This is a genomic window from Azospirillum sp. UENF 111221 (assembly GCF_058780625.1).
The window spans coordinates 91,857-106,082 of record NZ_JBSNCH010000003.1 but is presented as its reverse complement, the minus strand read 5'-3'; the positions used below and the strand labels follow the sequence as shown (position 1 = coordinate 106,082).

Annotated in this window: 14 protein-coding genes; 11 read left to right on the top strand and 3 right to left on the bottom strand. The window is 69.9% G+C overall.

Features of this window, described 5'->3' with window-relative positions:
- The first annotated feature begins 96 nt into the window (after positions 1-96).
- The 11 genes from ACWPN3_RS08995 (at position 97) to xdhC (ending at position 11,121) form a co-directional block, all read left to right on the top strand.
- On the top strand, positions 97-288 hold the full coding sequence (locus ACWPN3_RS08995) for a type II toxin-antitoxin system CcdA family antitoxin (RefSeq protein WP_492243041.1): 192 nt from the start codon (positions 97-99) through the stop codon (positions 286-288).
- Entirely contained in the window at positions 285-605 is a 321-nt protein-coding gene (locus ACWPN3_RS08990; protein ID WP_492243040.1) for a CcdB family protein, read from the top strand. The genes ACWPN3_RS08995 and ACWPN3_RS08990 overlap by 4 nt, the downstream gene beginning before the upstream one ends.
- A complete protein-coding gene (locus tag ACWPN3_RS08985; RefSeq protein WP_492243039.1) occupies positions 602-1,294 on the top strand; it encodes a DUF2161 domain-containing phosphodiesterase in 693 nt (230 codons plus the stop codon). The genes ACWPN3_RS08990 and ACWPN3_RS08985 overlap by 4 nt, the downstream gene beginning before the upstream one ends.
- A complete protein-coding gene (locus ACWPN3_RS08980) occupies positions 1,275-1,988 on the top strand; it encodes a MarC family protein (protein WP_492261267.1) in 714 nt (237 codons plus the stop codon). The genes ACWPN3_RS08985 and ACWPN3_RS08980 overlap by 20 nt, the downstream gene beginning before the upstream one ends.
- Before the next feature lie 212 nt (positions 1,989-2,200).
- Positions 2,201-3,598, top strand: coding sequence for a cytochrome ubiquinol oxidase subunit I (locus tag ACWPN3_RS08975; RefSeq protein ID WP_492243038.1), 1,398 nt, complete (start codon positions 2,201-2,203; stop codon positions 3,596-3,598).
- A 5-nt stretch (positions 3,599-3,603) separates the two neighbouring features.
- Positions 3,604-4,647, top strand: a complete 1,044-nt coding sequence (gene cydB, locus ACWPN3_RS08970) for a cytochrome d ubiquinol oxidase subunit II (protein WP_492261266.1) — start codon at positions 3,604-3,606, stop codon at positions 4,645-4,647.
- Positions 4,648-4,681: 34 nt separating this feature from the next.
- Positions 4,682-5,383, top strand: coding sequence for a hypothetical protein (locus tag ACWPN3_RS08965; protein WP_492243037.1), 702 nt, complete (start codon positions 4,682-4,684; stop codon positions 5,381-5,383).
- A 104-nt stretch (positions 5,384-5,487) separates the two neighbouring features.
- Positions 5,488-6,174: a hypothetical protein gene (locus ACWPN3_RS08960; protein WP_492243036.1), complete on the top strand. Its 687-nt coding sequence runs from the start codon at positions 5,488-5,490 to the stop codon at positions 6,172-6,174.
- Between the two features lie 231 nt (positions 6,175-6,405).
- Positions 6,406-7,878 (top strand): xanthine dehydrogenase small subunit, encoded by a 1,473-nt coding sequence (gene xdhA, locus ACWPN3_RS08955; RefSeq protein ID WP_492243035.1) that lies wholly within the window; start codon positions 6,406-6,408, stop codon positions 7,876-7,878.
- A complete protein-coding gene (gene xdhB, locus ACWPN3_RS08950; protein ID WP_492243034.1) occupies positions 7,871-10,255 on the top strand; it encodes a xanthine dehydrogenase molybdopterin binding subunit in 2,385 nt (794 codons plus the stop codon). Before xdhA ends, xdhB begins: the two co-directional genes overlap by 8 nt.
- Positions 10,252-11,121, top strand: a complete 870-nt coding sequence (gene xdhC / locus ACWPN3_RS08945; protein WP_492243033.1) for a xanthine dehydrogenase accessory protein XdhC — start codon at positions 10,252-10,254, stop codon at positions 11,119-11,121. The genes xdhB and xdhC overlap by 4 nt, the downstream gene beginning before the upstream one ends.
- On the opposite strand, the gene ACWPN3_RS08940 is transcribed toward xdhC, so the two are convergent.
- The 3 genes from ACWPN3_RS08940 to ACWPN3_RS08930 are packed head-to-tail and all read right to left on the bottom strand — an operon-like array spanning position 11,072 to position 14,203.
- On the bottom strand, positions 11,072-11,914 hold the full coding sequence (locus tag ACWPN3_RS08940; RefSeq protein WP_492243032.1) for a F0F1 ATP synthase subunit gamma: 843 nt from the start codon (positions 11,912-11,914) through the stop codon (positions 11,072-11,074). The genes xdhC and ACWPN3_RS08940 overlap by 50 nt on opposite strands.
- Entirely contained in the window at positions 11,911-13,467 is a 1,557-nt protein-coding gene (locus ACWPN3_RS08935; RefSeq protein ID WP_492243031.1) for a F0F1 ATP synthase subunit alpha, read from the bottom strand. Before ACWPN3_RS08935 ends, ACWPN3_RS08940 begins: the two co-directional genes overlap by 4 nt.
- Positions 13,415-14,203, bottom strand: coding sequence for a F0F1 ATP synthase subunit B family protein (locus tag ACWPN3_RS08930; protein ID WP_492243030.1), 789 nt, complete (start codon positions 14,201-14,203; stop codon positions 13,415-13,417). The genes ACWPN3_RS08935 and ACWPN3_RS08930 overlap by 53 nt, the downstream gene beginning before the upstream one ends.
- Between the last annotated feature and the right edge of the window lie 23 nt (positions 14,204-14,226).

The following is a 14,226-nucleotide window of genomic DNA, read 5'->3' as shown; positions in this document are numbered from 1 at the left end:
GGCTCTTCCCGTTCCTGTTTCGGGCGGCCCCGAACTGGACAGGATAGAGCAGTGTCACTATCCTTAGCACAGTGACGCATGGTCGGGAGCCGTTCGATGTCCAGGATCGATCCAGCCAAGAAGAATGAGAATCCCGTTTCCGATACGCTGGAAAATGCATCCCCTGTGTCGTCCATGGATGCCGAAAAGAAGAAATGGATGGAGGACAATCGGGCGGCGTTTACCGCCTACGATGCGTTGGTGGACCGGCTTGGCCTTTTCGGTGAAGAGCACCGGAACTTCGAATGAGATTTCTCGACGTTTGCCTCAATCCGGCAGCGAAGGGAAAGAAGAATCACCCTATTCCCTATCTCCTGATCGTTCAGGGTGATTATATCGGCATCGACAGGACCCGTGTGGTCGTTCCGTTGATGCGGTTGTCCGAAGTTGAATCTCCAATTCCGAAGATCATGCCCTCGATCATGGTCGGGAACGAGCAATTCGTCGTCGTGACGCCGCAGATTGTCGCTTTGCCCATTGCGCAAATCGGCGCTGTCGTCGCATCCGCATCCGCCGCCCATTCCGACATCCGCCGCGCCATCGATGTCCTGACAGGCGATTTTTGACCGTCACCGCCGAAACCGACCTCTACGCCCCCGTCAAAGCCTTCCTCGAAGCCCAGGGCTACGACGTGAAGGCGGAGATCCGCGGCTGCGATCTCGTCGCCACGCGCGGGGACGAGCCGCCGGTGATCGTCGAGCTGAAGAAGCGCTTCACCCTCGACCTCGTGCTCCAGGGAGTCGACCGGCTGGCGGTCAGCGACAGCGTCTATCTCGCCGTGCCGCAGCCGGGGCGCAAGGCGACCGGGCCATCCCCCCTCGACGGCGACGTGAAGAAGCTCTGCCGGCGGCTGGGGCTCGGCCTGCTGATGGTCGATCTGGGGCTGGCCGAGGGGGTGCAGGTCACGGTGCTGCTCGACCCCGTCCCCTACACCCCGCGCAAGGACAAAAAGCGCACCCACCGCCTGCTCGGCGAGCATGCCCGCCGGGTCGGCGATCCCAACCGCGGCGGCTCCACCCGCGTCGCCATCGTCACCGCCTACCGCCAGGACGCGCTGCGCATTGCCCGCCTGCTGCGCGGTGGGCCGCTGACCGTCGCGGCGCTGCGCAAGGCCGGGGCGCCGAAGGATGTCGGGCCGATGTTGCAGCGCAACGTCTATGGCTGGTTCGAGCGGGTCGGGCGCGGCACCTACGCGCTGACCCCGGCCGGCGTCGAGGGGGTGGAGGCGTTCGCCCATGCCCTGGCGGAGGCGTGACACTCCGCACCGCCAAGCCTATGATCGTCGCCACCCAATCCACGATCCCATCAGGCTGGAGCCCGCTTTGTCGGACTACATCAGCAATCTCGTCGTCTTTTTCGTCGTCGTCGATCCGCCGGGGCTGGTGCCGCTGTTCATCGCGCTGACCCGCGGCTTCGACGACCGGCACAAGCGGATCATCGCGCTGCGCGGCACCGCCATTGCCTTCGTGGTGCTGGTCTTCTTCGCCTATTTCGGCAAGGTCGTGCTCCAGACCCTGTCCATCGAGATGCCGGCCTTCCGCATCGCCGGCGGCGCTCTCTTGTTCTGGATCGCTTTCGAGATGCTGTTCGCCAAGCGCTCCGAACGCAAGGAGCGCGACACCGGCGAGGCGATGACCGATGAGGACGCGCACGACATCGCCGTCTTCCCGCTGGCGGTGCCGCTGATCGCCGGCCCCGGCGCCATCACCTCGATCCTGCTGCTGATGGACCGCGTCGGCACCACCGCGGCCGGACAGGTCAGCGTCCTGGGGGCGGCGGCGACGGTGATCGGCGGGGTGACGCTGATCCTGCTGGGCGCCGACCGGGTCGGGCGTCTGCTGGGCCGCACGGTGATCCACACGGTCAGCCGGGTGCTCGGCATCGTGCTGGCCGCTCTCGCCGCGCAGACGGTGATTTCCGGCATCACCGCAGTCTATCCGCCCCACTGATATCCGGTCTGCCGAGCAAAATCGTCCAAAGTGGCAGCGCGCCGCCGCCGGCACTTCCTCGCTACCGCTTCCCGTAGTCCCGCCCAAGCCCGAAAGACCAGTCCCCCTTTCCGGCCCGGTCGCCCGGCCTACATCGGGTCCTGCCACGGTTGACGCCGGGTCTTCGCCCGGCGTTCGCCCATCCACGCGCCCACACACAAGAGGCGGCGGCCATGGACCTCGACCCGCTGATCCTGTCGCGGATACAGTTCGCGTTCACGATCTCCTTCCACATCCTGTTTCCCAGCTTCACGGTCGGGCTCGCCTGCTGGATCGCGCTTCTGGAAGCGCTGTGGGTCGGCACCGGCAAGGGCATCTACCGCAGCCTGTCGGAGTTCTGGACCCGCATTTTCGCCCTGTCCTTCGGCCTCGGCGTCGTCTCCGGCATCGTCATGTCCTACCAGTTCGGCACCAACTGGAGCCGCTGGTCCGACACGGTGGGCAACGTGCTGGGTCCGCTGATCCAGTACGAGGTGGTGACCGCCTTCTTCCTGGAGGCCGCCTTCCTCGGCATCCTGCTGTTCGGGCGCGACCGGGTGCCGCGCGGCATCCACCTGATGGCGGCCTGTCTGGTGGCGCTGGGCACGCTGCTGTCCTCCTTCTGGATCCTGTCGGCCAACAGCTGGATGCACACCCCCGCCGGCTTCGAGATCAAGGACGGCCGCTATTTCGTCACCGACTGGTGGCAGGTGGTGTTCAACCCGTCCTTCCCCTATCGCCTCGCCCACATGGTGACGGCGATGTTCCTGACCACCAGCTTCGTCGTCGCCGGCATCAGCGCCTTCTACCTGCTGAAGCGCCGGCATCTCGACCATGCGAAGCTGGGGCTCGGCATGGCGCTCGCCCTCATCACCGTGCTGGCGCCCTTGCAGATCTTCCTCGGCGACGAGCATGGGCTGAACACGCTGGAGCATCAGCCGGCCAAGATCGCGGCGATGGAAGGCAACTGGGAGGGCGGCCCAAGGGCTCCCCTGGTCCTCTTCGCCATCCCCGACGTGGAGGCGGAGACCAACCATCTGGAGATCGGCATCCCCGCCCTGTCCAGCCTGATCCTGACCCACGATTTCAACGGCAGCGTTCCCGGCCTGAAGCAGTTCCCGGCCGACCAGCGCCCCGACCCGCGCATCGTCTTCTGGACCTTCCGCCTGATGGTCGGCATCGGCTTCCTGATGCTGACGGTGGCTGTCGTTCATCTGGTGCTGCGCTTCCGCGGCCGGCTCTACAGCAGCGGCTGGTTCCACCGCATCCTGGTCGGCTGCATGCCGATCGGCTTCGTCGCCATCCTGGCCGGCTGGTTCACCACCGAGATCGGGCGCCAGCCCTGGGTCGTCTACGGCCATCTGCGCACCGCCGACGCGGTGACCCCGTCGCTGACGGTCGAGGCTGCATTGATCTCGCTGGTTTCCTTCGTCGTCGCCTACACCATCATCTACGGCGCCGGGACCTATTACCTCATCCGCCTGCTGCGCACCGGCCCGACCCATGTCCATGACGCCCGGCAGCCGCCGGAGGCGCAGAGCCCGAAGCGCCCGCTGTCGGCCGCCGATCCGTCCATCGAAGCCGCGGAGTAAGCCCCATGCAGGAAATTGCGGAAGGAAGCCTGCTGACCCTGATCTGGGTCGGGATCGTCGGCTTCGCGGTGTTCATGTATGTGCTGATGGACGGCTTCGACCTCGGCATCGGCATCCTTTACCCCTTCGCCCCGACGGAGGAGGACCGCGACACCATGATGAACACGGTGGCCCCGGTCTGGGACTTCAACGAGACCTGGCTGGTGCTGGGCGGGGCGGGGCTGTTCGCCGCCTTTCCCATCGCCTATGCGGTGGTCCTGCCGGCGATGTACCTCCCGCTGCTGGTCATGCTGATCGCCCTGATCTTCCGCGGCGTCGCCTTCGAGTTCCGCTTCAAGGCGCGGGCGGGCCGGCACTGGTGGAACCGCTCCTTCTTCCTCGGGTCGCTGCTGGCCACCTTCGCGCAGGGCGTCGTGCTGGGATCCTTCATCCAGGGCATCCCGGTCTATGAGCGGCAGTTCGTCGGCGGCATGCTGCACTGGCTCTCCCCCTTCGCCCTGTTCTGCGGCGCGGCTCTGGTGGTCGGCTATGCGCTGCTGGGGGCGACCTGGCTGATCTGGCGGACCATCGGGCCGTTGCAGGACTGGTGCTTCCGCATGGCGCGGCGGCTGATGCTGGTGGTTCTCGTCGGCGTCGCCGCGGTCAGCCTGTGGACGCCCTTCCTGCTGCCGCAGATCGCCGAGCGCTGGTTCTCGCTGCCCAACCTGTTCTTCCTCTCGCCGGTGCCCATCGTCACCGCGGTGCTGGCCTTCGCCCTGTGGCGGGCCCTCGACAACAGCCGGGACGTGGCACCCTTCGTGCTGTCGATGGCGCTGTTCGCCCTGTCCTACCTCGGGCTCGCCATCAGCCTGTGGCCGCATCTGATCCCGCCCGGCGTCACCGTCTGGGAGGCGGCGGCCCCGCCCAAGACTTCAAGTCTTCCTGCTGGTCGGCATGGCCTTCCTGATCCCGTCGATCCTGGGCTACACCGCCTATTCCTACTGGGTTTTCCGCGGAAAGGTGACGGGGGCCTTCGGATACCATTGAGCGGAGGGGGCGCCCCGGCCTAAAAAGGGCGCCTTCGGACGGGAAAAGGGATCCGCCATGGACAACGACATCAGCTTCGCCGAGGCCATGCTGCGCCGTGGTGCCGGCCTGCTGGACGCGGAGGCGGATGCGCCGGGCGGCGACCCCTTCGCCGTGCTGGCCCGCCTGCTGGCCGCCGCTGCTGCGACCGACGCGCCGCTGGTGGTGCTGAGCGAGGGCGGCAGCCACCCCGCTTTGTTCGACGAGGCCAGCCGCCGCGCGGGCGAGCCGCTGACCGCCCGCCTCGCCGGTCTTGCCGCCACCCGCCAGGGCGAGCGCGCCACCATGTACGAGTTCGACGGCACCGGCCCGCTGACCGGCAACCGCATCGTCGCCGCCCTGCTGCGGCCGGAGGAGCGGCCCGACCTGCTGCATGTCTACATCGCCGTCGGCCGCCTGCGCGGCGGCGAGGCGCAGATCACCGTGCCACCCGCCCTGCTGCGCTTCGACGCCGCCGCACTGGGCCAAACGCTGGGGCTGCTGGGCGATGCGGTGTCGCGCAGCCCGAATGCGGCCACCGCGGCGCTGGCCCATGCCGCCGCCATCCTGCCGATGGAGGGCCATGAGCAGGGCGGCATGCCGGCGGCCCTGCTGGACCTTTACTGGCATGCGCTGACCCTTGCGTCGGTGCGCGCCGCAGGCGGCGCTGGGGCGTCGGTGCGCGCCGCCGGGGGTGCGGCCGGGGGATTGGCCGGGATGACGCCGGAGGGGAATGCGTAAAGGCACCGGGGGCAGCCTCTGCTCCTGCTTTTGCACAAAGTCCACCGAAACAAGAAATAATTCCTATAATCTCCGTGGGATCCCCTTTCCTGCGGAGCGACGCCATGCCTCTCGACAGCCGTACCTTTCAGAACGACCATTTCCCCCGTTGGGCGGAAGAGCCGCCGGTGCCGTCGGACGGCTCGCTGGTCCCCGGTTCGCAGTTCCATGAGGAGCAATGGATCATGGCCGCCGGCATGCTGGCGCGCGGCAGCAGCTTCCTTTATGTCGCCCGCGCCATGGGGTGCAGCCGGACAACGCTGTGGCGGGCCTATTACGGCTCCAAGGATTTCCGTCACAGGGTGTGGTGGGAGCGGCAGGCGCTGAGACGCGAGGCCGACCTCCGCCTGTCCTCGCTGCGCAGTCTGGTCGTCGAGCAGATCGAACGGCTGGTCTCCTCCGGCGATCCTTCCACGGTGCGCTGGCTGGCCGACCGGCTCGGCATCCTCGACGGGCTCGCCGACCAGCCGGCGCAACGGCCGCAAATATCTCAGCCGTTGGAAGACCCGTCTGCCATGCCTGCTGCCGACCCTGCTGCCGACCTGATTGCCGACCTCGACGACGACAGCATTCCCGGCGCCTTCCGCGAACGCACCCCGCCCGATCCGCGCGCTGTCGCCGCCATCCTCGCCCGTCCGGAGGCGGCGGGGCCGAAAGGCGTCTATCCCTATACCCTCAACCCCGACGATCCCTATCCCACCCTCGGCTCGGCACTGGAACGCCGCGGCAAGGCCGCCTTCGATCGTTTGTAAGGCGCCCGTCTGCGAGGCGAGCCGGAGACGATGGAACATCCGCCAAAAACCGTTCCACGTTGTTCCACCCCCACCCCGCCGGCTACGCTTCGCATCGTCCCCTGAGGAGGCCTTCGCCCCGCCGCTCTTTTGCAAATCGTTTGAAACTCTTTCCCGTGCTGCCGATCTGGTGACAGAGTTAACGTCAGTGAAATACTGCGTCACATCGTCACCAGTTCAACGGGAGCAGCCATGCGCCAGCGCCTCCGCTTCTATCTCGGGGACGAGCTTCGGGAGATCGACGCGGTCGATCCGACCTTGACGGTGCTCGACTGGCTGCGGCTGTCGGAACGGCGGGTCGGCACCAAGGAAGGCTGTGCCGAGGGCGATTGCGGCGCCTGCACCGTGGTGGTCGGCCGGCTGGACGGCGACAGCCTGCGCTACGAGGCGGTGAACGCCTGCATCCGCTTTCTCGCCACGCTGGACGGCTGCCGCCTGCTGACGGTGGAGCATCTGAAGGGTCCGGACGGCGCGCTGCACCCGGTGCAGCAGGCGATGGTCGATTGCCACGGCTCGCAATGCGGCTTCTGCACGCCCGGCTTCGTCATGTCGCTGCTGGTGCTTTACCTGAACGAGGACCGGCCCGACGGGCAGCGCATCGACGACGCGCTGGCCGGAAACCTCTGCCGCTGCACCGGCTACGAGCCCATCGTCCGCGCCGCCCACGCCATGTACGGGATCGGCGACCGCAGGAGCGACCGCTTCGCCGACCGCGCCGCCATGGCGGAAAAGCTCAAGGCCCTGCGCGACGAGGAGATCCTCAGCGTGGGATCCGCCGGGCGCCGCTTCCTGGCCCCCGCCACCGTGCCGCAGCTAGCGCAGCTGCTGCTCGACAACCCCGGCGCCACCATCGTGGCCGGGGCGACCGATGTCGGGCTGTGGGTGACCAAGTTCCAGCGCGTGCTGGCGACGGTGGTCTACACCGGCCGGGTCCGTGCCCTGCGGCGGATCGAGGACCGCGGCGACGCGCTGGCGATCGGGGCCGGCGTCACCTACAGCGACGCGGTGGAGCGGATCGCCGCACTCTATCCCGATTTCGGCGAGCTGATCCGCCGCATCGGGGCGGAGCAGGTGCGCAACATGGGCACCATCGGCGGCAACATCGCCAACGGCTCCCCCATCGGCGACAGCCCGCCGGCACTGATCGCCTGCGCCGCCACCCTGCGGCTGCGGCGCGGCGAGGAGACGCGCGAACTGCCGCTGGAGGACTTCTTCGTCGAATACGGCAAGCAGGACCGCCGCGAGGGCGAGTTCGTCGAGGCGGTGATCCTGCCCAAGCCGGCGGCGGGGGAGCGGTTCCGTGCCTACAAGATCGCCAAGCGCTTCGACCAGGACATCTCCGCCGTCTGCGGCGCCTTCCGCCTGACGCTGGATGGCGAGGGCCGGGTCGCCGACATCCGCATCGCCTTCGGCGGCATGGCCGGCACGCCCAAACGCGCCGCCGGGGCCGAAGCGGTGCTGCTGGGCCGCCACTGGACCGAGGAAACCGTGCGGCTGGGGATGGAGGCGCTGGCGGGGGACTACGCGCCGCTGTCCGACTGGCGGGCCAGCGCCGCCTACCGCTCCACGGTGGCCGCGAATTTGCTGATGAAGCTGTATGTCGAGACCAGCGACCCGGCGGCGGAGACCCGTCTGGTCGGCGACCGGAGGCTTGCACATGCCTGACGTGACGACGCCCATCGCACCCGCCCCCGAGCGCACCCCGGATCGCATCCAGGGCGCCGTCCATGACTCCCGCCGGCACGAGAGCGCCCATAAGCATGTCAGCGGCGAGGCGGTCTATGTCGACGACATCGCCGAACCGGCCGGTCTGCTGCATGTCTATCTGGGCCTCAGCAGCCGGGCCCATGCGCGCATCCGCGCCATCGACCTGTCGCCGGTTAGGCAGGCGCCCGGCGTGGTCGCCGTCTTCACCGCCGACGACGTGCCGGGGGTCAACGACATCGGCTGCATGGGCAAGCATGACGAGCCGCTGTTCGCCTCCACCCTGGTCGAGCATGTCGGCCAGCCGATCTTCGCCGTCGCCGCCGAGACCCGCGACCAGGCCCGCCGCGCCGCCAGGCTGGCGGTGGTCGAGTATGAGGATCTGCCCGCCATCCTGACCATCGCCGCCGCCCGCGACGGCGAGCGCACGCTCGTCACCCCGCCGATGACGCTGCGGGTCGGCGATGCCGACGCGGCGCTGGCCGCCGCACCGAACCGCGTGGAGGGCCGGCTCGCCATCGGCGGGCAGGAGCATTTCTATCTGGAAAGCCAGATCGCCATGGCGGTGCCGGGCGAGGATGGCGAGGTGCTGATCCACGTCTCGACCCAGCACCCGACGGAGGTCCAGCACATCGTCGCCCATGTGCTGGACCTGCCCAGCGCCGCGGTGACGGTGGAGGTGCGCCGCATGGGCGGCGGCTTCGGCGGCAAGGAAACCCAGTCGAACCTGTTCGCCGCCTGCACCGCGCTGGTCGCCAAGCGCACCGGCCGCGCCGCCAAGCTGCGCCCCGACCGCGACGACGATTTCCAGATTACCGGCAAGCGCCATGATTTCGAGGTCGACTATCGGGTCGGCTTCGACGACAGCGGCCTGATCCAGGGCGTCGACATGCTGTTCGCCGCCCGCGCCGGCTATGCCGCCGACCTGTCCGGCCCGGTGACCGACCGCGCGCTCTTCCATGCCGACAACGGCTATTTCTACCCGGCGGTGCGGCTGCAATCTCTGCCGCTGAAGACCAACACGGTGTCCAACACCGCCTTCCGCGGCTTCGGCGGCCCGCAGGGCATGGTGGCGGCGGAACGGGTGATCGACGAGATCGCCTATGCCCTGGGCAAGGACCCGCTGGAGATCCGCAAGCGGAACTTCTACGGCACCGATCCCGGGACGGACGGCCGCAGCCTGACGCCCTACCACCAGACCGTCACCGACAACATCCTGCCCGAACTGGTGGCGCAGCTTGAGGAGAGCAGTGGTTACTGGACGCGGCGGGAGGAGATCCGCGCCTTCAACGCCGGCAGCCGCATCCTGCGCAAGGGGCTGGCCCTGACGCCGGTGAAGTTCGGCATCTCCTTCACCGCCAGCCATTACAACCAGGCCGGCGCCCTGGTCCATGTCTACACCGACGGCAGCATCCAGCTGAACCATGGCGGGATCGAGATGGGGCAGGGGCTCTACACCAAGGTCGCCCAGGTGGTGGCGGAGGAGTTCCAGGTCGACATCGCCACCATCCGCCCGACCGCCACCAACACCGGCAAGGTGCCCAACACGTCCGCCACCGCGGCCTCCTCCGGCTCCGACCTCAACGGCAAGGCGGCGCAGGCGGCGGCCCGGACCATCCGGGAGCGGCTGGTCGCCTTCGCGGCGGAGAATTGGGGCGTGGCGCCGGACGCGGTGCGGTTCGAGCGCAACCGGGTGTGGGTCGGCGACCGCGACATGAGCTTCGCCGATCTGGTCCGCGCCGCCTACATGGCGCGGGTGCAGCTGTCGGCCACCGGCTTCTACAAGACGCCGAAGATCCATTGGGACCGGGCGGCCGGGCGCGGCACGCCCTTCTACTACTTCGCCTATGGCGCCGCCTGCGCCGAGGTGACGGTGGACACGCTGACCGGCGAATATGTCGTCGACCGGGTGGACATCCTGCACGATTGCGGCCGCTCGCTGAACCCGGTGATCGACAAGGGCCAGATCGAGGGCGGCTTCGTCCAGGGCATGGGCTGGCTGACCATGGAGGAGCTGTGGTGGGACGGGCAGGGCCGCCTGCGCACCCACGCCCCCAGCACCTACAAGATCCCGGCCTGTTCGGACCGCCCGCGCATCTTCAACGTGGCGCTTCTGGAGAACGCACCGAACCGCGAGGACACCATCTTCCGTTCCAAGGCGGTGGGCGAGCCCCCCTTCATGCTCGGCATGTCGGTCCTGCACGCCCTGTCCGACGCGGTGGCGAGCCTCGCCGGGCACCGGCTCTGCCCGCGGCTGGACGCGCCGGCCACGCCGGAGCGGGTGCTGGCCTGCATCGCCGCCCTGCGGGAGCGGGAGACGGCGTCTTCCCAACCATGACGCCGCTGTCCGCCACCCTATCGCACTGGCTCTCCCGCGATGAACCCGCCGTGCTGGTGACCGTCGCCGAGGCGCGCGGCTCCACCCCGCGGGAGGAGGGGGCCGGCATGCTGGTGGGGCGGGAGGCCTGTGCCGGCACCGTCGGCGGCGGCCGGCTGGAATGGACCGCCATCGCCACGGCGCGGCGGATGCTGGAGGATGGCCGCGCCGCCGAAACGCTCGACCTTGCGCTGGGGCCGGCGACCGGGCAGTGCTGCGGCGGGCATGTGGTGCTGCGGCTGGAGCGCGCCGATGCCGGCACCGTTGCCGCCCTTGAGGACCTTGAACGTCGGGCGCGGGCGGCGCGGCCGACCCTGCTGCTGTTCGGTGCCGGCCATGTCGGACGCGCGATGGCGACCGCCTTCGCCCCGCTGCCGCTGCGCCTCGTCTGGATCGACGGCCGGGCGCAGGAGTTTCCCGAAACGATCCCGGCCGGGGTTGAGCGCATCCTGACCGACAGCCCGCTCGACCCGCTGGCGGCGGCTCCCGCCGGGTCCGGCTATCTGGTGCTGACCCACAGCCATGCGCTGGACTTCGAGATCGCCGAGGTGGCCCTGCGGCGCGGCGATGCGGCCTATGTCGGCATGATCGGCTCGGCGACGAAGCGGGCGAAGTTCGAGCGCTGGTTCCGGGCGCGCGGGCGGGAGGTGGACGCCCTGGCGGGGCTGACCTGCCCCATTGGCGCCGCGCTGACCGGCGACAAGCGGCCGGAGGTGATCGCGGCCCTCGTCGCGGCGGAACTGCTGGTGGCCTTCGCGCGCCCTCTCAGCCCCCCTTTCACCCCATCGCCTCCGCCCCCGACACCAGCTCGATCAGCTCATTCGTGACCTGTTCCTGGCGCAGGTGGCGTGCCGTGGCGGTCAGCCCGTCCAGCGTGGTTTCGATGTTGTGGCGGGCCGTCATCATGGTGGAGAGGCGCGCCGCATTCTCGGCGGCGAAGCTCTCCATCGCGGCGTCGGCCAGCAGGGCGAAGACATACTCGTCGACCAGCCGGGCGATCAGCTCGCGGGGCGGCATGTTGATCAGCGGCGGCACCGGCCGGGCGCCGCCCTGCGGCAGACCGAGCGGCAGCAGCGGCCGGCGCACCGGTTCCGGCGGCGCGCCGCCCTCGGTCCGGCCGTAGAGCAGCTCCACCCGGCCCAGCCGCCCCTCCGCCGCCGCCTGATAGAGCGCGTCGGCGATGTGCCGGGCGGTGGCGGTGACGGCATCGGTGTTGGTCGCCATCGCCGTGCTCCAGGCCGGCGGGCGTCCGCGCTCCTCCAGCAGGGCGGCGCCGCGCGCACCCACCACCCACAGCGCACACCCATCCGGGGCGGCCAGCGCGGCATCGACCAGCCTTTCGACGAAGGCACCGACGAAGCCGTGCTCCGGCGCGAACAGCACCAGCGCCGACCGGCCGTCATGCCCGTCCGCCGGCCACTGGACCGGCGCGTCGTCCAGCAGGGCCGCCGCCTGGGCCAGCGCCCCGGCGATCACCTCGGCATAGGCGCGGGTGCCGGCCAGCGTGCCGAGCGCCTGCTGCAGCCGCATGGCGGCCAGCGAGCGCATGACGTCGGTCACCGCCTCCAGCTCCTGCACGCTGGCCCGCCGGGCCTCGACATCGGCCAGCCGCTCGCTCATGGCGTCTCTCCGCCCGCCTCTCCGCCAAGCCCGGCGGCGGCCTGGGCGATCAGGTCGCGCAGCGCGGTCTTCGTGGCGTCGTCCAGCGCCTCGCCGATCTTGGGCGGGCGGACGGCGACCAGCCCGGCCAGCGCCGCCTGGAAGCGGGGGATCGCCTCCAGCGGCAGCCCGTCCAGCGTGCCGTCGACGAGCGCCAGCAATTGCGCCGCCTGGACCGCGAGCGGGCGGGACGACAGGTGGCGCTGGGCCAGCAGGGCGCGCATGCGCCGGCCATGCGCCACCGCCTTGCGCGTCCGCTCGTCGACCAGACCGCCGAAGCGGGTGAAGACCTCCAGCTCCAGGAACTGGGCGTAGTCGAGCCGCAGCGGCTCGGCCAGCGTGCGCAGCACCGGCGGCTGCGCCTTGCCGCCGACGCGCGACACGCTGCGGCCGATGTCGACCGCCGGTTTCTGCCCTTCGTAGAACAGCTTGGCATCCAGGCAGACCTGGCCGTCGGTGATCGAGATCAGGTTGGTCGGAATGTAGGCCGACAGGTTGCCGCCCTGGGTCTCGGCGATGGGAAGCGCCGTCAGCGACCCGCCGCCCCTGGCCGGGCTGAGCTTGGCCGCCCGTTCCAGCAGGCGGCTGTGCAGGTAGAACACGTCGCCCGGATAGGCCTCCCGCCCCGGCGGGCGTCGCAGCAGAAGCGACAATTGGCGATGGACCGCCGCATGCTTGGACAGATCGTCGACGATGACCAGGGCGTGGCGGCCGCTGTCGCGGAAATGTTCGGCCATCGTAAACCCGGCATAGGGAGCCAGCCATTGCAGGCCGGGGGCGGCATCGGCGGCGGCGACGACGAACAGGGTGCGCTTTGCCGCCCCGCCCTGGCGCACCGCCTCGATGGCCGCGCGGACGCCCGACGCCTTCTGGCCGATGGCGACATAGACGCAGTATACGTCGCCATCCGTCTGGTTGAGGATGGCATCCACCGCGATGGCGGTCTTGCCGGTGGCGCGGTCGCCGATCAGCAACTCGCGCTGACCACGGCCGAGCGGGAACATGGCGTCGATGACCGCTGTGCCGGTCAGCAAAGGGGCGGACACCGCCGCGCGCTCCGCGATGGTCGGGGCGGGGCGCTCCACCGGCTCCCACCGTTCGGCCTCCACCGGGGGGCCGTCATCGAGCGGGTTGCCGAGCGGATCGACCACCCGGCCCATCAGCCCGTCGCCGACCGGCACGCGCAGCACCGTGCCGGTGCCATGGACGGTGCCGCCGGCGCTGACCGCCGCCGCGTCGCCGAGCAGGACGCAGCCGATCTGCCCGTCCAGATCCATGGCGAGCCCGGCGACCCCGTCGGCGAACAGCAGCAACTCGTCAACCCTCACGTCGGGCAGGCCGGAGACATGGGCGATGCCGTCGCCCACCGATTCCACCCGCCCGACCGATTCCAGCCGCGCAGCCGTCTCCAGCCCATCGAGCCGCCGCAGTGCGCCCGGTATCCAGGCGTCGAGCGCGTCCTCAAGCGACGGTGTCGGCAGTGTGTCGTTCGGCAGTGTGTCTTGCGGAGTCATGACGCGTCATCTCCTCCTTCGCCTCGGCCAGCGCCTGTTTCCAGCTGCGGCGGACGACGCTGTGGGCAAAATGCAGCTCCACCCCGGCGATCAGCGACGGGTCCTCGACCGGTTCCAAGGCCACCGGCCGGCCGAGCGTCGCGGCCAGCCGGTCGCGTGTCCGGGCGACGTCGGCTTCCGGCAGCGCAGCGGCGATGACAAGCCGAACCGGCACCGGGTCGATCCCATCGGCCAGGGCATGGCGCTGGGGGACGCTCAACGCCTCCACCGCCGCGCAGGCCTCGTCCAGCAGCGGCACGGTCAAGGCAGCGGCCGGGGCGTCGCGCAGGAGCCGGGCCGCCAGTTCGGTGCCGAGTTCGGCGGCATGGCGCTGCAACGCCTCCAGCGCCTGCGCCCGCTCCTCGGCCAGCCGGCTGCGCGCCTCCTCCAGCGCATGGTCGGTCTCGCCCCTCGCCTTTTCCAGCAGGACAGCGCGTTCGGCCTCCGCCTCGGCGCGGGCGGCCGCGATCAGGCGGCCGCGTTCGGCCGGCAGGGCGGTGCGCTGCTCCTCCAGGCTCCGGCGTGCGGCTTCGGCGGCTTCCCGCGCGGCCTCGGCCTCGCTGCGGACGCGCTCGGTGGCGGCCTGCCGCTCGGCGATCACCGCCAGGACCGGCCGGTAGAGGAAGCGGCGCAGCAGCCAGACCAGGATCAGGAAATTGACCGCCTGGAGCAGAAGGGTCCAACCGTCGATGTGCATGACGGACCTCGCGGTTGCCGCAC